Annotated in this window: 15 protein-coding genes and 1 pseudogene; 10 read left to right on the top strand and 6 right to left on the bottom strand. The window is 64.2% G+C overall.

The features are described 5' to 3' along the window. Nucleotides 1–460: 460 nt before the first annotated feature. The 3 genes from IEW07_RS19870 to IEW07_RS19860 are packed head-to-tail and all read left to right on the top strand — an operon-like array spanning nucleotide 461 to nucleotide 4,738. Complete coding sequence (locus tag IEW07_RS19870) at nucleotides 461–1,870, top strand: SIR2 family protein (protein WP_188540391.1); 1,410 nt, start codon at nucleotides 461–463, stop codon at nucleotides 1,868–1,870. Nucleotides 1,871–1,898: 28 nt separating this feature from the next. After that, nucleotides 1,899–3,962 carry an ATP-binding protein gene (locus IEW07_RS19865; protein ID WP_188540388.1) on the top strand — a complete coding sequence of 688 codons (2,064 nt, stop codon included), beginning with the start codon at nucleotides 1,899–1,901 and terminating at the stop codon, nucleotides 3,960–3,962. Nucleotides 3,963–4,006: 44 nt separating this feature from the next. Continuing rightward, on the top strand, nucleotides 4,007–4,738 hold the full coding sequence (locus IEW07_RS19860; RefSeq protein WP_188540386.1) for a hypothetical protein: 732 nt from the start codon (nucleotides 4,007–4,009) through the stop codon (nucleotides 4,736–4,738). 308 nt (nucleotides 4,739–5,046) lie between these two features. On the opposite strand, the gene IEW07_RS19855 is transcribed toward IEW07_RS19860, so the two are convergent. From IEW07_RS19855 to IEW07_RS19845, 3 genes are all read right to left on the bottom strand, one after another. After that, complete coding sequence (locus IEW07_RS19855) at nucleotides 5,047–6,006, bottom strand: restriction system modified-DNA reader domain-containing protein (RefSeq protein ID WP_188540384.1); 960 nt, start codon at nucleotides 6,004–6,006, stop codon at nucleotides 5,047–5,049. 137 nt (nucleotides 6,007–6,143) lie between these two features. After that, on the bottom strand, nucleotides 6,144–6,983 hold the full coding sequence (locus IEW07_RS19850) for a nuclease-related domain-containing protein (RefSeq protein ID WP_229742004.1): 840 nt from the start codon (nucleotides 6,981–6,983) through the stop codon (nucleotides 6,144–6,146). A 1-nt stretch (nucleotide 6,984) separates the two neighbouring features. After that, nucleotides 6,985–8,457 carry an SNIPE associated domain-containing protein gene (locus IEW07_RS19845; protein WP_229742003.1) on the bottom strand — a complete coding sequence of 491 codons (1,473 nt, stop codon included), beginning with the start codon at nucleotides 8,455–8,457 and terminating at the stop codon, nucleotides 6,985–6,987. Nucleotides 8,458–8,931: 474 nt separating this feature from the next. Between IEW07_RS19845 and IEW07_RS21290 the strand changes: the two genes are divergently transcribed. The 4 genes and pseudogenes from IEW07_RS21290 to IEW07_RS19825 all read left to right on the top strand — a co-directional run bounded on the left by IEW07_RS21290 (nucleotide 8,932) and on the right by IEW07_RS19825 (nucleotide 11,652). Next, nucleotides 8,932–9,765 (top strand): PH domain-containing protein, encoded by an 834-nt coding sequence (locus tag IEW07_RS21290; protein WP_229742002.1) that lies wholly within the window; start codon nucleotides 8,932–8,934, stop codon nucleotides 9,763–9,765. 38 nt (nucleotides 9,766–9,803) lie between these two features. After that, on the top strand, nucleotides 9,804–10,349 hold the full coding sequence (locus IEW07_RS19835; RefSeq protein WP_188540382.1) for a hypothetical protein: 546 nt from the start codon (nucleotides 9,804–9,806) through the stop codon (nucleotides 10,347–10,349). 195 nt (nucleotides 10,350–10,544) lie between these two features. Beyond that, a pseudogene (locus IEW07_RS21285) lies at nucleotides 10,545–10,745 on the top strand (cold-shock protein); the annotation flags it as partial. Nucleotides 10,746–11,322: 577 nt separating this feature from the next. Beyond that, nucleotides 11,323–11,652, top strand: coding sequence for a histone-like nucleoid-structuring protein Lsr2 (locus IEW07_RS19825; RefSeq protein WP_188540378.1), 330 nt, complete (start codon nucleotides 11,323–11,325; stop codon nucleotides 11,650–11,652). A gap of 228 nt (nucleotides 11,653–11,880) precedes the next feature. On the opposite strand, the gene IEW07_RS19820 is transcribed toward IEW07_RS19825, so the two are convergent. After that, a complete protein-coding gene (locus IEW07_RS19820) occupies nucleotides 11,881–12,456 on the bottom strand; it encodes a hypothetical protein (protein WP_188540377.1) in 576 nt (191 codons plus the stop codon). Nucleotides 12,457–12,800: 344 nt separating this feature from the next. On the opposite strand from IEW07_RS19820, the gene IEW07_RS19815 reads away from it, so the two are divergent. Continuing rightward, entirely contained in the window at nucleotides 12,801–13,313 is a 513-nt protein-coding gene (locus tag IEW07_RS19815) for a hypothetical protein (protein ID WP_188540375.1), read from the top strand. Nucleotides 13,314–13,570: 257 nt separating this feature from the next. After that, nucleotides 13,571–13,777 (top strand): transcription antiterminator/RNA stability regulator CspE, encoded by a 207-nt coding sequence (gene cspE, locus IEW07_RS19810; RefSeq protein ID WP_188540373.1) that lies wholly within the window; start codon nucleotides 13,571–13,573, stop codon nucleotides 13,775–13,777. 139 nt (nucleotides 13,778–13,916) lie between these two features. Here cspE and IEW07_RS19805 read toward each other — a convergent pair whose 3' ends face one another. After that, the gene (locus IEW07_RS19805) at nucleotides 13,917–14,300 is read right to left on the bottom strand and encodes a ParB family protein (protein ID WP_188540371.1); all 384 of its coding nucleotides are present in this window, start codon (nucleotides 14,298–14,300) and stop codon (nucleotides 13,917–13,919) included. Then, complete coding sequence (locus IEW07_RS19800; RefSeq protein ID WP_188540369.1) at nucleotides 14,300–15,094, bottom strand: ParA family protein; 795 nt, start codon at nucleotides 15,092–15,094, stop codon at nucleotides 14,300–14,302. The genes IEW07_RS19805 and IEW07_RS19800 overlap by 1 nt, the downstream gene beginning before the upstream one ends. Before the next feature lie 483 nt (nucleotides 15,095–15,577). Between IEW07_RS19800 and IEW07_RS19795 the strand changes: the two genes are divergently transcribed. After that, the gene (locus tag IEW07_RS19795; protein WP_229742000.1) at nucleotides 15,578–16,498 is read left to right on the top strand and encodes a ketopantoate reductase family protein; all 921 of its coding nucleotides are present in this window, start codon (nucleotides 15,578–15,580) and stop codon (nucleotides 16,496–16,498) included. Nucleotides 16,499–16,564: the final 66 nt, after the last annotated feature.

The raw sequence follows: 16,564 nt of genomic DNA, 5'->3' as shown, positions 1-16,564 counted from the left end.
GGACTGCTGCAGCTGGCCTGCGCGCTGATCTGCCACCGAAACCTCACCGCATTATGAAACGAACTTTAAGTGCGAAGCCCCTTTTGGGGGCTGTATCCGCCGGCCATCAAAGATGTCTACTACGCCGCTACCGACCACGCCCGAGGCGCCTCATCCTGCCGGAGCGCCACACATAGCAGACGGGTAGTGCACCACAAAGCACGTCATCCCTGATGCTTCAGGGCCAGCACGGCGGAATTCGTGTTCCCCGTTGCGATTAATTGGCTGCTTCAACCAGCATGGCCACTTGCCGCGGCCCACGCAGGAGGGGCACTGATGGTCCCCGACCCAGCGGGTTCCTGACTGGTATTGCTCAGACTGCGGGGAAGGTTGAGAACTCGAACTCAAGGGGTCAGGACGCTCCCACGATGGACAGAGGGGCTTACACCTTAACTGTTGCGAATCATGAGATGATTGCTCCATGGTGACAATCAACAATGACCATCAGGGTCTATTCATCGTAGGTGGCGTTGTAAAGTCACGACTGACCGAGAAAGATCGTCAGGTCGTGCAGGATTATTTATCATCGCTACTACAAGTGCGCAACCTTGTAATCCTCGTGGGCTCTGGCGCCTCGTTCCATCTGGGCTCGCCTCAAACGCGGGCCCTCAAGACGGAAAGCGTCAAGGAACTCATCTCACAAGCAGGTGAAAGCATCGAGGACTCCGATGCCGACCTGCTAGGTGCTCTCAATCCCAGCGACAACGGTGACCTCGAGAAGCTTCTCAACGGTCTTCAGCTGGCAGTGGCCTTAGCGGCACAGACTGGCCACGCGACGATAACGTTAGGGGAAGGCACTTCTGCTAGAGCGTTCAACGTCGAAGACATAGAGTCCCTTCGAAAGAAGATTGGGTCTGCCCTTGCCTACGCATGCGAGCTGCCAGGAGACCCCTCGAAAATCGAGGTGGAATACAAGGATGACCCGTTGCGCGCGCACCGGACACTAATTTCGCGCATCGTCCGCAGTCGCCGAGCCAACCTGCCACGGCCGCGGCTATTCACCACGAACTATGACCTCGTCATCGAGCGTGCTCTTGACGAGCTCGGCTACCCCTACATCGATGGCTTTAGTGGCACGGTCGACCGACGCCTTAACCTTGCCTACTACGGCCTGGATTTCCACCGGGTAGACACCACCTCCCAGCAAGTCCTTGCCCGAGCTGATAGTGCCCTCTATCTACACAAGATTCATGGAAGCCTGAACTGGCGAGCAGCGCCTGAACGTGAGGCAACCACCGGGGTCGAATCACTTGAAGTACGTCAGGTTTCGCAGAATGGGACCACCGACGCGGAGCGGGTGTTGATTTACCCCACCACGGCGAAGGAAGGGGATACCCTCGCATATCCGTATTCGGACTTGATGCGACTGTTGGGTGAGGCCGTACAGCAGGACGACACTGCTATCGTATCGGTCGGGTACGGATTCGCCGACCCCCATATTAATCGCATCCTGCTTCGTAGCCTTGCGCTGAACCCGGCACTGAATGTACTTGTTGCCGACCCGTTCGCAGTGCTCGAACCGTCAAACATGAACGAGGCGATGGAGGCTGACGAGCTAGTGGGGCAGACGCTCACCGAAGCAGGCCTCAATCCCAAGGACACAGCCATCGCAGCACTCGCGCAGGGCGCCGATTCTCGAATTGCCGTTCTGACAGGCGAGGCCGGCAAGTTCACACGCTTCGCCGATTTGATGCCCGACCCGTCCGTCGATAGCGGAGTGACACCGCCGTCAGCGATTGTTGGCTTGATCGAGTCTTTGGAAGCGGCGATCCTCCGCCCCTCTGCACCGTCCAACACGGCCAACGCGCCCGGAGGTGATAGCGGTGTCTGAAGTCGGAGTTATCGGACGGGTGACGTCCGTGCAGAGCACTACCCTGCGTGTATCCCTGGAAGTCGGCGCCAAAGGCTTCACCAAGGTCGGTCCGGACGGCCTGCACACCGTCGGTGTCGTCAACTCCTACATCACCGTTCCAGCTGGTGCGCATCGGGTCGTGGCCATCGTCACCGGGGTCTCCATCAGCCGCCACGTCGAAAAGTACGACCGGCAGGTTCTGCTCAGCGAGGATGACCAAAGCGCCTACGAGCTGGAAGCCGCGGTCGTCGGCCGATTTGAGGGTGAGGCCTTCAAGTCAGGGTTGACCGGCTACCCACCACTGCACGCCCCGGTGCGCTCAGCTACGCCCAGGGAAGTCAAAAATATCTTCCTCCCACGCGATGTACCTGCCCTACGACTGGGAACCTCGGCCGTCGCCGCGGAGCAGGATGTCTTCCTCGACGCCAACCTCCTACTTGGGCACCATTGTGCCGTCGTTGGCTCCACCGGCTCGGGCAAATCGTGCACCGTTATGGCCATCTTGGACGGCCTGCTGGACAAGCCGATCCCCAACGGGCACATCGTCATCTTCGATATCAACGGCGAGTACGCCCAGTCCTTCAGCAGTGCTACCCCCCGTGGTCGTGCCACCCGCACCATCGTCCTCGGCCCCCAACTCGGATCCAGTGAAGGACTCTTCCTACCCCACTGGTTCATGAACAACGAGGAAAATCTCGCACTCCTCCGCGCGGGAGAGGGAGTACAGGCCCCTGTCCTGCAACGCTCCATCGCCGACGCCCGCGCCGTCTCATCCTCAACCCAACAGGACGTCACCAAGCTCCAGGTCATTCAGTCGGCCATGACTGTCATCGAACAGCTTTTCGGTAACAGCAACAACTCAGAGCAGCCAACAGAACGTCAACTCCTCTCGATGCGGGAAGTCGTGGCGGGGCAGGCGAGTATCGATGGCCCCTGCCATTCACAGTGGACTGAAATGCTTAGACTCATCGACCAGGCTGGGCAAAGCGCCCAACTAAGTACTCAAAAATGGTCGCTACTCACCGCCAAGCAGAAGGACATACTGAGCGAACTCTTCCAAAATTTGCGAACTCAAATTTCCGGCGCGTTTGCGGTACTCGGGATGGGCAGCGCCGAGGCCGCCCCCGACTTCGATGCCCCCGTGCACTACTCCCTGCAGCAACTGTGCGACTTCTTCCTCCCCAACCGCATCCAGATTGAGCAGGCCAACGACAACAAGATCGCCGGCTACGTCGCAACGCTCCAGATGCGCCTGAGCCGCTTGTTGGCCGACGGCCGCTACGACTTCATGACCCGTGTGGAAAACCACCACGACCCGCTCGGCAGCTACCTGCGACTGCTCATGGGAGCCGACCCCACGCAAGCCACCTCAGACCCGGACTGGCCCGCCGCAAACCTCTACGCCAAACAGGCCGAGACGCACGATGAGGGTCCATCGGTAACGATCTTCGATTTGAGCCTGGTGGCCAGCGACGTGCTTGAAAACGTCACAGCTCTACTTGGACGGATCCTGTTCGACTTTGCCGTGCGCAGCGACCCTCGCGCAGCCCACCCTGTGCTTCTCGTTCTGGAGGAAGCTCACCGGTTCATCCCTGCCCGCCGGGACTCCAGCGGGGTCGGCACCAGATCGACTGCGGTGTTTGAACGCATTGCCAAGGAGGGCCGTAAGTTCGGGCTTTCGCTGCTACTCGCAAGCCAGCGTCCCAGCGAGCTAAGCGAAACCGTCGTGGCGCAGTGCGGGACTGTTATTGCGCACCGACTCACCCACGAAGCCGACCAGACCCTTCTACGACACGCTACGGCACTCAGCTCACGCGCACTATTGGACCAACTACCAGGCCTCGCCCAACAGCACGCACTCGTCACCGGCGTCAGCACCGGCGTTCCGGCCGCGGTTCGGATTCGAGACGTCGCCGACCCCCCGAAGAGCAACGACCCAAACTTTCTCAGAACCTGGTCCGATGCCAGCAAGCTTGATGAACTGCCATCCCACATCGATCGGATAGTCGCTGGCTGGCAAGGAAATTCCGAAGAACAAGTTACCGAAACTGAAGGCGACGATTTGATCTAGGGTCTGCCCCAAGTAACATCCATTCACTCGAAATAAGGAGAATCTTGTCATTCATCGACTCCCTTCTTTCCGCCAATATTGCCGAGGTGCGCAAGAAGCTAATTGAACAGCACCTCCTCACAGTCGAGGAAAATCTTTCCTCAAGGCGGAACGGCGACGAGTTCATCACGGTGCATGGGTTTGCAGAATTCCAAACCCCTGGTGTCTCTGCGTTTTCCCCCGGAGAGCCCCAAATACTTGCGGTGTGGTTTAATCTTAGCACCGCCGATGGAAATTTTGACGTCACTCCTCAGACACTGCTCGTCGATTCACATGTCGAGAAGCAAATCGAGGAAATGGTCCTGGACATCACAGAAGAAAATAAGGATAAAGGATGGGTGCTCAAGAAGGTCAAACTCTTGGGCTTGTTCCGCACCTTTGGCAGTCTGTCCTTCACCGCCAAGATCACTACCTTCGACCTCGCCGGCGCCCAAGAGCTGGGCAACTCCAAATACTGCGTAGTGGGCATCGACTGGGATGACATGGAGATTACGCATTTGGGACTGGTTAATGAAAACGGAGTGAAAGTTAGGGTACTCACCTCCTCTATCCCCATAGGAGCCGAGGCCTACGCTCCATTGCCACGATACCCAATGCCGCAGGAGGACATTGAACGCATCCAAAAGGCCGGGAAGTCGCTTACCGTTGAGGATGTGGAACAAATGACCGACGACCGAGCTGCCAATCTGATGCTACTTAGCAAGCTGAATCAGTTCGCCAACATCATTACGCACTAATATGTTACCCCCCTGTCTTAGGTAATTTCATAGCGAATTAGCCGTGGGTCATATGTGCTAACGCCATGCTCAGTGAAGCCAGTGACCAAAATGGGGCTCTTCACAAATGAGCGGGGGCAAAGGTGTCTTTCTCCACGGTTGGTGTCCGCCTGCGGCGAGCAGTGCTCGTAAGCGGTAGTTGCGGAAGCGCAGGGTCGCCCGCGGCTTCCGGAACTTCGCCAACTACCAGGCTACGTGCCCTGCTCGCCGCCGTCGGACATCGGCCTTAGCAAGAACCCCTCTTACCCATGCTCAATTGTAGAGGGCCTCTAAACCTCGTTGCGGCCTTGGAGGAGTCGCATCATTGTGGCGACCATGTGTTGGCCTTGGAGTTGGTCGTCGGGCGTCTGCTGGTATTCCTGGCCGGTCATGCCATCGCCCTGGCGGCGGTTCTGCGGAGGCTCGAGACCTTCGATCAGGATGGCTTCCATGGTGGCCACCACCAGATCCGTTCCAAAGGTCTCCGCAGCCCGTCCGAGCCGGCCGTTGGCGAGCACTGGGCGCAGACCGAACCAGGAGAACCGGTCCCAGCGCCCGGACAGCCGGTCCTTGGTGTGGTCGAACAGGCGTTGTCCCAACCGTGGTTTGGACACTCGTCCAACGTAGACGGTGCGTGCCCCGTCGTGGAGCAGGTAGACGCCGACCTGCTGGGCGAAGTCCACGTCCTTGTCGCTGCCGGCCTGGTGGCCGAGGATCCGGGCGCCCTTGCTCCAGTCCACCTTCTCGCGTTCCCAGAACATCCCGAAGGAGGTGATCAAGCCCGGGTCCTCGGTGGTGTCCTCCGGCGGGACGGGTGCGGGAACGATGTCGGAGGGGTCCGGGGCGTCCTCGTCGATCTTCTCCCCGCCTGCAGCAGGTCCTTCAGCGGGAGGTGCAGGCGCCGGGGCAGGGGCGGCGGCGGGGTGGTTTCCGGCGGTCGTGTCTCCGGCTTCGAAGCGGTCGCGGAGCACGGCCAGAGTGATCTTCTTGCCGTCACGTTCGACCGCCCACATCACCCATCCGTTGGTGGCCCGGCCTCCTCGTACCGCCTGTGCTGCGGCGGAGGGCGTGCGGTAGGACTGCCCGTCGTAGTTGACGCTGCCGTCGGCGTTCACCGACGCCTGGGCAGGCCACGAGGGACGGGTGGAGACCAGCGCCTCCCCTGGTTTGAGCAGTTCCGCACCGATGAGGTCGAGCAGTGTGGCGGTGTGCACCGTGGGGGTCCGGCGCGGGCGGGGAGAGCGAGTCACGATGAATCCTTTGGGGGCAAGGAATGAACACCTCCATCACACCACGGGGTTCGTGCTCGGCAGCCCCGGCCCCACCACAGGAGTAGGGCAGGTGTGCCGGTGTCGCCCGTGTGTGTTCCTCCTGCGGCGTCCAGGCCTTAGAACAGGGCGGCGCTCAGTACGACGTCGATCAGGCGCGGGCCGTATGCCAGCACGGCGATGATGGCACCCAGCTGCAGCCCCGCCCGCCAGAGCTGGCGCCGTCGCCTGGCGGTGCGCACTGACCTCTGGAGGGCGGTGAAGCAACGCTGCAGCACCGCAGGATCCAGTGGCGGTTGGGGATTGTTGTGCCAGGTTCCGGGCCGCTCGGCGACGGAGGTGATCCGGGTGATCATGTCGGGGGTGAGGATAGGACGCCGTCGGCGCAGCCATCGCACCAGCTGGCGGTCAGTCAGCACGGTGACTCCAGTTGGCTGCTGCTTGACGGTCAGGCTCTTGGGGCTGACGAGCACCAGCACAGCTCTGACCGGCACCGGCTCTCCGACAGCGGTGGTAAGCAGTTTGCTGGCCCGGGCCGCTTCAGAATGTGCGCGGGGAATGTGGTGCTGTTTCTGCCCGGCAACCATCAGCGTCCGTCCGGCCACCCAGACGGGTTGGCCTGAGTGGTTCTTGGTGTTGAGCGTGAACACTCCCCCCGACCCGATCAGCACATGATCGATGTCCGTGCCATGGGTTCCGACCGGGACCGCGTGCAGCACCGTCCATGTCGGCCCCAGCTGGGTCAGGAGCCTGCCGACGGCGATCTCTCCTATCGCCCCCTTGAACCACGGCCGGGCCTCATCGCTCAGCGGGCTGGCGCCGAGCAGCCGTTGCCACCATGACCGCGGCGCGGTTTCCTCCTGGAGGGCCAGCACCTGTTCGATGACCGCTTGCCCTGGAATCCGGTGCCTCAGGTCGGTGACCGGGGGCGGGTGGGGCTCGGTGACCGCGTCGGTCACCTCAGCGGCCCACCGACTCGAGGACCGGTGCGTTCTCGGTCGCACGAATTTCCTCGGAGAGGTGGAACTCCTCGGCGTCGGCTGTAGTGCGGAACTCCACGACCTCCACATCATGCTCCGCCAGGGCGGTGCGGACGTCCTCGGGGGTGGCGTAGAAGTACTCCCGGCGCAGGTTCACCCGGTTGACCCGCTGGGCGGCGAAGTGCCGGTGGAGCATGGCCTCCACATCCACGGCGTCCTGGGAGAAGAACAGGGCGTGGACATCGAAATTGAACGGCACCGAGGCGTCCCCGAGCTCCTTGACCCGATCCATCGGGTCCAGCCGGCGCGTCATCCCGATCTTCACCATCCGCTCCCCGAAGGAGCCCAGGTTGGAGATCACGTACACGTAGCCGGCGCGGGTGTTGGCCAGCCGGTTGTCCACATCGGCCAGAGCGGCCTGGGCCTCGGCCAGCTGCTCCCGCACCCGGGCTGCGCCCTCGGTGTCGCCGGTCTCCTCGAGCTTGGCCAGCACGTTGAGGTGATGATCCACCGTCTTCTGCTGCCTGGCCTTGGCCGCCTCCAGCTCCTTGAGCGCCCTAGCGGCTTCGCGGGCCTCTTCGCGGCGGGCGCGCTCCTCCTCCTTGGCCGCGGCCACGGCCTGCAGGTGCAGAGTGGCCAGCTCGATCTCGCGCAGCCGCAGCACGTGGAAGGACTCGGTGACGTCCAGGCCGATCATCGCCCCGGACTTGCGGATCTGCTCCCTGGCCTTCTCCAGCCGGTTCTGGGCCACGTGATAGTTGCCGGCCCGGGCGGTCTTCACGCAGTTCTCCGCCTCGGCGTTGTAGGCCCGCAGCAGCAGCTTGGTGAGGTCCCGGACGAACTTCGCCCCCTCCTTCTCGGAGTTGTTGAAGGTGAACCCGGTGACCGACCGCACCGCGGTCTTCGCCCGGATCGCCTCCTTGATCCGACTCCGGACTCCCTCGAGGTCGGCGGCCAGCTTCACCGAGGCCTCGGCCGGGTGCTCGAAGTCGTAGTACCCCACGCTGTGGACCTCCGCCACCGCACGCACGTCCACGATCTGGGCCTCAAGCGCCTGCTTATCGGCCTGGAGGGTCCGTACCTCGTTGCTGATCCGCAGGCGAGCCGCTTCGGCGTCACGGGCGACCTGCTGGCGGGTGAGCACATCCATCGCCCCGACCCGGTGCAGGTCCTCCAGCAGCTGGGCGTTGGTGGCCACCACCTCCTGGGCAAACACCCGCAGCCCCTGCACCGGCACCTCCGGGATCCGGACGTGCGGGTTCCGATACGCATTCGCAGGATTGATCCCGAACCCACCCACAGGGGCACCGGCCAGCTCCTGGTAGTCCTGATAGGCCTTGTAGGCGAACCAGCCCAAAAACGGCACCACCAGGAGGAGACCCGGACCGGAGACCACACCGAGGAACAGGGCGAGCACCGTCAGCCACAGCACCCACTGGAACGATTTGGGCAAGGCAGAACGAGGGGAGGAAGAGCGAGGGGAATCCACGGGAGGGACCTTCTGTCAGGGAGGGAGGAGGGTATCCATCAATTAACCGCCTATGTATTTGCGATTGCCAATCAGAGGGGTCCAGAACGACTATCTGTGACGCCCTGTAGGTAGACCGGCGCCCCTATCACACCGTTTTTCCCACAGATGCAAGCCGTTCTCACACCCAGGTTCTGGCACTATGCGGAACCAGGCACACGGAGCGGTCCCTCGTCTCCCGGACACAGGAACGCTCCTCAACGCCTTCGTGTCGAGATTCCAAGAAAACGCAGTCAACCTGCCCGGCGCCGCTGGACCGGGGGCTGTCTACAAGGAAGCCCTCAGGCATGTCTGCGGAGTCATAAGGAGGGCGAAGAGGCCAAGCTTCAGGGTGTCATCCCGCCAGCCTCCCTACCTCAGGGAGACAATGTGTGCAGTAGTAAACGGCAACCTGAGGAGATGACGATGGGCATCGTGCGGACGACGGAGTGGACGGTCAAGCTGCCGTTGGAGCAGACGGATGCCCGTCTGCGGGCAGGGCTGGAGAAGATCGGCGACAAGATCGAGGGACCCGTGGGCCGGATCACGGCCACCACGAAGGGCAATGCCTTCAAGAACCGCGGCAAGGGCAAGCTCACCGCTGAGTGCACCCCCGCCGGGGAGCACACCGAGGTAGTCGTCACCGTCGATGCGCTGGGCACCGGTCACGAATGGGTGTTCGAGCAGCTGACCGAGGCTCTCGGCGCCGACAGCATCGACGACCGTGGTCTCACCGAGGCGGTGTCGAAACTGGGGCGCAGCGCGAAATTCTTCGGCCGCGAAGCGATCCAGAACGTGCGCACCGAACTGCGCCGCGACGAGCGAGTCGTCGCCCTGGTCCAGGGCACCATCGATGACCGGGCCAGCTCCGTGGCGGTGCTGACCACCAAGCGGCTGTTCTTCTACAAGAAGGGCGTGATGTCCTCCTCGTTCGAGGAATTCCCGCTGAAGGCCATCTCCTCGATGACCCTGAAGAAGGCCATGACCGGAGAGGCCATCGAGATCACCGCTTCCAATGCCAAGGCGAAGATCACCACGATCATGCACGGGTACGGGGAAGCGTTCGTGCGCGCCTATCGCGCGCTGAACACCGCCCCGTCCGCCGGCGTATCCGCCTCAGCTGCTGCACCGGTCGAGGCCGCGCAGCCGGACGTCCTGACCCAGCTGGAGCAGCTCGGGAAGCTGCACGCCGCCGGGGTGATCACCCCGGATGAGTTCGCCGCCAAGAAGGCCGAGCTGCTGGCTCGCCTCTGAGCGACTCGCCCTGATCATCCCTAGGAGACGGAGAAGTCGTGGACGAGGTGCTCACCGCCCCGGTCATCATTGCTGCCGGGATGTCCGCCATCGCGCTTCTGCTGTCCGTGGTCGTGATCCACCGACTCACGGTGCGCCGGGAGGATCGAGCCGATCAGCGCAAGGTACAGCGCGAGGCGGCCTCAGCACTCACCAAGGCCCTTCAGAACATCCGAGGAGTCGTCGAACGCTCGGCCACTCACCCCGTGCGCCCCCAGCACATCGCCGATGCGGTCACCGCGTGGGAGACCGCCTACCGCAAGTACGCGACGCGCATACCCCAGCAGGGCCAGCATGTCCGGCATAGCGTCGCGGCTGCTCTGGGGGAGCATTTCGGCGTTGTTGGGGCGTCCAACATGTTCCCCGAGGCCGCAGATTTCGACATTGCAGAACATGACCCGATCTGGTGGGATAACGCCGACTCCTACCTTGCATATCTGGTCGACAGATTCTCGCGCTGGCGCGACAACCCCCATGCTGTCCGCAAAATGCCGATCCTCGACTTCGACACATGGCTCGCGCGCCGCGCCCAGCTATTCACATGACTCGCAGGAGTCAGCAGGCACCTTTCATGGAGGCAGGGCTCACACTCGGCGACACCCCTTATGTCTTTCCAGGTGGTGGGGGTCTCTCCGGGGACAGCACTTCCTGCCAGGGTAAGAGGGTACGGACATGACGTGCACGAGCCCCCGAGAGCCGGGGACCGCTCGGCTTCACTGCAGGAAGACCAGGTACTGGATGTGACTACTGGTGTGGTCAAGTGGTTCATCGCCGACAAGGGCTTCGGCTTCATCGCCCCCGACGACGGCTCCAAGGATGTGTTCGCGCACTTCTCGGCCATCGCCTCCAGCGGCTTCCGCTCCCTCAACGAGGGCGACCACGTGGAGTTCGAGACCGAGTCTGGCCCCAAGGGTCCCCAGGCCGCGAACATCACCGTCATCCCCTCACACGCACGGACCTCCCCGGACATCCCCGGGGGCACGCCCCAATGCGCCGCCGCTGATGTGATCGCCACCTCGCCTTCCGGTGGGATGGCGATCGCCGTGCCGCGCAAAAACCCTGGGTAGCTGGCCTCTTCCCGGCCGCTGGAGCTGCGTGGTATTTGTCGACAGCTCTGGCATCCCGCTGTCCATTGGCAACCAGGGAACGTACCGCCCTTACAGGCATGAGCAGGGGCAACACCCACGGCTCAATTTTCCACCTCCATTCGTACCGCACGCTCCCCACGTCATCCAAAAGCCCCTCAGGGGGTCCATATCGCCTCCTCCTGTGGAAGAACGTCACCAACAGATCCGTTTGAAGCCGCATCAGGGACTACCACCTCGTTCACGCCCGACCCAAAAAGGTCGGGAACTTACCGGTAAGGTGGACCAGTCGACGAAGACGCTCACGGCCATCTTTGGTCTCTATCTCCCCGACTTTCTCGAAAGTCTGAGTAAAGGTGGGTCGGTGCTGGTGTTCCGACTCCTGGGCGTATTCCGGCGAAAGACAAGACGAGATCAATTGAAAGGTGTTGTGATGGCCCAGAGCGTGCAGATCATTCTGGAGGACGACCTCGAGGGCGGTCCTGCTGATGAGACCGTCCAGTTCGGTGTGGACGGCCGGCACTACGAGATCGACCTCTCGACTGCTAACGCGGAGAAGCTGCGGGAGGCGCTGCGCCCGTTCGTAGCCTCTTCCCGGCGGGCCCAGGGCAAGACCACCCGGGCCACTGGGGCCCGTTCCTCCTCCGGTGGTAATCCGGAGACGGCGAAGATCCGGGCCTGGGCGAAGGAGAACGGCTACGAGGTCTCCGACCGCGGCCGCATCCACCAGTCCGTCAAGGACGCCTACTACGCCGCCCAGTAGGCCCCCACTCCTCCACCCGGACACGCCCCGTCCCGGACACCGGGTACCCACCATCGCGGCCCTGCCACCGCCCACCCACCGGCTCCGGGCGCCGTGAGCACTGGGGGGGGCCACGACGTCGCCGGTGACGCCCGGGAGCTTTCCACCGTCCGCCCGGAGGGGAGTCCTGGCGTGGTCGCCGCCCACCGGCGGACGCGGCCCGGCACCGGAGGTGTCCGCTCTGTTCTCTCAGGAGATCCAGGCGTGCTGGGCCGGGGACCAGAACACGACCCCGACGCTGTGGCCGTCCAGCTGCTCCCGGACCTGCTCATCGGTCAGGGTCGAGGACCCGATCAGCGCCTGGAACTCCTGGCGTGCCGCTGCGGTGCGGGAGACGGCGTAGAAACGGTCGGTCTGGTGGGCGAACATGGCGGTGAGCTCCGCCTCCCCTAGCAGGGCCGTGGCCACCAGCTCCCGGTCGTAGTCGACCTCGAAGAGCTGCCCGCCGATGACCTCCCGGTAGACCAGCCCGGCGCGGGTGAAGTCCCCGATCCACGCCTCCAGGGCTTCCTCCCGTTCCTGGCGCTCCTGCTCGGTGGCGCCGAGGGTCCTCAGCTGTGCTGGGTCCCCGTCGCCTTCGGTGGCCACCGCCACCACGGTGCCGCCCAGCACCAGCTCCACCGACTGCACCGGGTCCGCTCCGGGGTAGGCCTCCTCGGTGGCGGTGTAGGCGCCCAGGACGTAAGGGGCGGTGGCGGGGACGGGTCGCAGTGTGGCCGGCAGCAGGCGGGTGGGAATCGTGGTGTCGCCGACGGTGGGGGTCATCTGTTCTCCTGGGCGGCGGTCGGGTGGCGGACACCGCCCAGTCTCCGCCACCGCAGGGGTGATCCGATGGTGGCAGGGCCCGGGAGACGGCACGTCGCCTCCCACCAGGCGCAGGAGCGCTCAGCACCCGATGACCACGCCGCCTCCGGGACCACGGGGCTTGAGCGGAGCTCGCCCACCTCGGCCGGGCGGGACGGGGCCTGGTTGCGACGTTGCGAACAACTGCCCCCTCACTTCCCACCGCGTCATCTCCACCGCCCCGCCGCACCCGTTCCCCGGTCCCGGGGTGGGGCGTGTGAGACCCTGGCTCGGTCCCCCTCCCCTCCCCCACCGTGGAGTCCCCCTTGAGCGTTGCCGCCCCTGTCGCACCACCCGCCCCGGCCCAGGGCGAGGTCCCGGTCGTGGACTCCTTCGCCGTGGCCGCCCAGCTGCGCATGACCACCACCGGCACCACCGCCCGCCTGATGGTGGCCCTGCCCGAGGACGTAAAGGTCACCCCTGCCATCCTGGTGCCGGCGCTGCTGAGCCTGGGCCGGCAGGTCCTTCTCGACTACCGGCTCACCGCACACGAGCTGCCCGAGGTGGAAGTCACCGCGGTGGAACGGGTGCAGACCGCCCCGGCGACCGCGCGGGCGACCGGCTTCACCGTGGGGGTCACCAACGACCTGGCCGCGAGGCAGTCCTCGGTCGTGGTGGACTCGGACCTTCTGCTGGGCACCGACGACGGAGTGCTGTTGATTGCCGCCACCCTGTCCGCCGGCGCCGAGCACCTGATGGAGACCACCGACCACCCCGCCCACCAGTCCACCCGGGCCAAGCGCCGGGCCCGCCGACGGGGCCCCCGACGCCGCCGCTGACCCCCTACCCGGACGACAGCAGGGGGGTCCGGACTCCACGGCATCCACCACCTGCCCCCTCCCCCACTGCTCCAGTGCGGCCCCTGCCCGGAGGACCCAGGAGCCCGCCGGCGAGACGGGAACAGGCCGCTGGCCGCGCGTCGGGCCTGTCCGGGGGCAGGGCTTTCTGCCAGGCTGGCAGAGCACGGACATCGTGCACGGGCACCTCGCACTCGGCGGGGTGCTCGGTGGTTCGCACAACGAAGTAGGTACTGGTTATGACTACAGGTGTGGTCAAGTGGTTCAACGCCGAGAAGGGCTTCGGCTTCATCAGCCCCGAGGACGGCTCCGCGGATGTGTTCGCGCACTACTCCGCGATCAACTCCGGGGGCTTCCGTTCCCTGGAAGAGAACCAGCGCGTTCAGTTCGAGATCCAACAAGGCCCCAAGGGCCCCCAGGCGGCGAACATCACCGTCTTGTCCTAACTTGTCCTAATCAGACATCGGGATCCCGCCCAGGGATCCGTGGTGTTTTGGCCCAGGGGCTGGGGTACCGCCGGAGTGATCGCCACCCAGCTTTGGGCTGGATGGCGATCACTTTGTCTGCCACGATCTTCCCTGGGCGTTAGCGTCCCATCGGGCGGCCTTGGGGCAGGCCCCTGGCGCCGATTCCGGGGAAGGGCTTGCCTTCGTTGTACTTGGTTTCCAGGCGCTTTACTTCGGCCATCACAGCGTTATTGATGAAATCTGAGAGCGACCGGGTGCCTTCAGCCACCTGGGTGTGCAGGATAGCCCCACGCACTCGAGCGGTATCGGCGGGGTCCTGGTAGAACGAGACCTTCGGCGGGTACTTGCTCTTCTTCTCCCTTGCGGGAGTGGCCGATTCCTCCTCTTTCGACACAGCAACCGGTGCCTGCGGCGCAGGGTCAGCCACCGTCGGCTCTGCCGGCGGTGGGGTGACCGGGGTGCTACCGGCCAGGCTGGACTTGCGCGGTGCGGGCCGGGCCATCAGCGTGCTCCTTCCAGGGTGGTGAGGTAGTCGGCGTAGATGCCGGCCAGCGAGGTGGCCTCGCTGGTGCCCCACTCGTCCAGGCCCCGGGCGGCCTCAGTGGCATCGGCGATCGCGGCGCGCTTGGGCACCGGCGGTGCGAGCACCGTCAAGGACCGGGCAGCGGCGGCCTCTTGAAGCTCCTGGCGCCAGTGCCGACCTGCCACCGTGTGTTCTTCATGCTGGTTGACGATGATCCCGGCCACGGACAGCTCCGGGTTGTAGTAGCGGCGCACGTTGTCGATCGTGGTCAGTAGGTGGGCCAGCCCGTTGGCGCTCCACAGCTTCGACTGGGTGACGACCACGGCCGCGTCAGCTGCAGTGAGCCCGTTGATGGTCAGCTGGTCCAGGCTGGGGGCGCAGTCGATGAGGATCAGGTCGTAGTTTCCGGCCACCTCGGCCAGGGACTCCCGCAACCGACCTTCCCGCCCTGCCCCGGCGACCACGAGCTCGTCGCGGACGAACCCGAGGGTCTCTCCCGTAGTGGGCAGCACGTCCAGGCCTTCCCACACCCCGGGCACGATCACGTCCCGGGCGGTCTCCTCGGCCCGGGAGCTGAGCACGTCGGCCAGTCCTACCTGGTCCTCCGGCACGGGTTCTGCGGCTGCGACACTGGTCAGGTTGCCCTGCGGGTCCAAGTCGACCACTAGCACCCGTTGGCCAGCGGTGATAGCGGCCCGGGCGAGGTGGAACGTGGTCGTGGATTTGCCCACGCCACCTTTCTGGTTGCACAAAGCGAGGATGCGCGTCGTCATAAATAAAACCTCCAATAGGGGTAACAGTACTGTTAGGGGCAAGAGGTCGTCCACCTCGCACCCGATTCAATCGCGGACTGTTCTGGGCCGTTTCCTGTCTGGTGGTCTGCCGCGTCGGCGAGAGATGGCATAGGCAGAAGGGGTGCCGCCAGTTCGGCAGGGATGGGGCGCGCAGAGGAATTGGCTCCTGATCTGACTGCCAGCTGACGCGTTCACCCGGGGCCGCCTCTCCACCCGACATCACGAACGCTGTAGTGGATCCCCTGACTCTTGCCATCGTGCTGAGAACTCAGTCGTTGCAGCACCGGCGACGCCACCTGCAGGCCGTGGGGCCCAAAAATACTTCTAAAAGTACTATTAGAGGTAAGAGAGTGGAGTACGAACCCCAGTCCCTGCCGCGGTCACGGACTCATACACTCGGCGAGAACGAGAGGCTACCTGCCCCGGTGTGAACCGATGGAGTGGCACCCTGGAGCGGGAGGGATGAAACCAATGAGGATTTTAATTGCCGGTGCTGGCGCGACCGGCGGGTACTTCGGGGCGCGGTTGGCCCAGGCTGGCCGCGATGTGACCTTCCTGGTGCGCCACCGGCGTGCCGAGCAACTGCGCGATGGACTGCGTCTGATCGGACTGGACGGTGAGGAAACGGTGCCTGTGCGCACCGTCGCTGCCGAAGAGCTCGAGGACACCTATGACTTGATCGTCGTGGCGGTCAAGGCCGGAGCCTTGGCCACGGTGATCGAGCAGATCACCCCGGCCGTGGGCGGCGACACGATGATCCTGCCCTTCCTCAACGGCATGGCCCACATGGGCGCGCTCAACGACCGCTTCGGTCCCGAGCGGGTGCTGGGTGGGATCATACGGGTGGTCACCACCGTGACCGACGACGGGGCAATCGCACAGATGCACCCGATCGCTACCATGACACTGGGGCCCCAGTCCGGCCCCCTCACCGAGCGACTCACCCGGATCCACCAGGAACTGTCGGTGCCTGGCTACCAGAGCGAACTCGTCGAGAACGTGGTGGCAACCATGTGGCACAAGTGGGTGTTCATCACCGCCGCCGGGACCATCACCTGCTTGATGCGCGGATCCATCGGCGACATCCTCGCCGCCGGCGGGGAATCATTCATCCGGCAGGTCATCACTGAGACAGAGCAGGTCGCCGCAGCCGCCGGGCACCCGGTCACCGACACCGCCCACCGCGAGGCCCAAGGAATGCTCACCGAGCAGGGCTCGGCATTCACCTCTTCTCTCTACCGCGACGTCACCGCCGGGCTGCCCCACGAAGGCGAGCACCTGCTCGGGGCGTTCGTCGCCACCGCCGCAGAACACGGCGTGGATACCCCGCTCATCGGCCTGGCCCTACTCCAGTTGCGCACCCACGACCACGCCACCGCCTAAAAGTTCGTTTCATAATGCGGTGAGGTTTCGGTGGCAGATCAGCGCGCAGGCCAGCTGCAGCAGTCC

It is taken from the genome of Kocuria dechangensis (assembly GCF_014636775.1).
GTDB classification, from domain to species: domain Bacteria; phylum Actinomycetota; class Actinomycetes; order Actinomycetales; family Micrococcaceae; genus Kocuria; species Kocuria dechangensis.
Note: the sequence above shows the minus strand (reverse complement) of the source record. Positions and strands in the feature narration are given on the sequence as shown.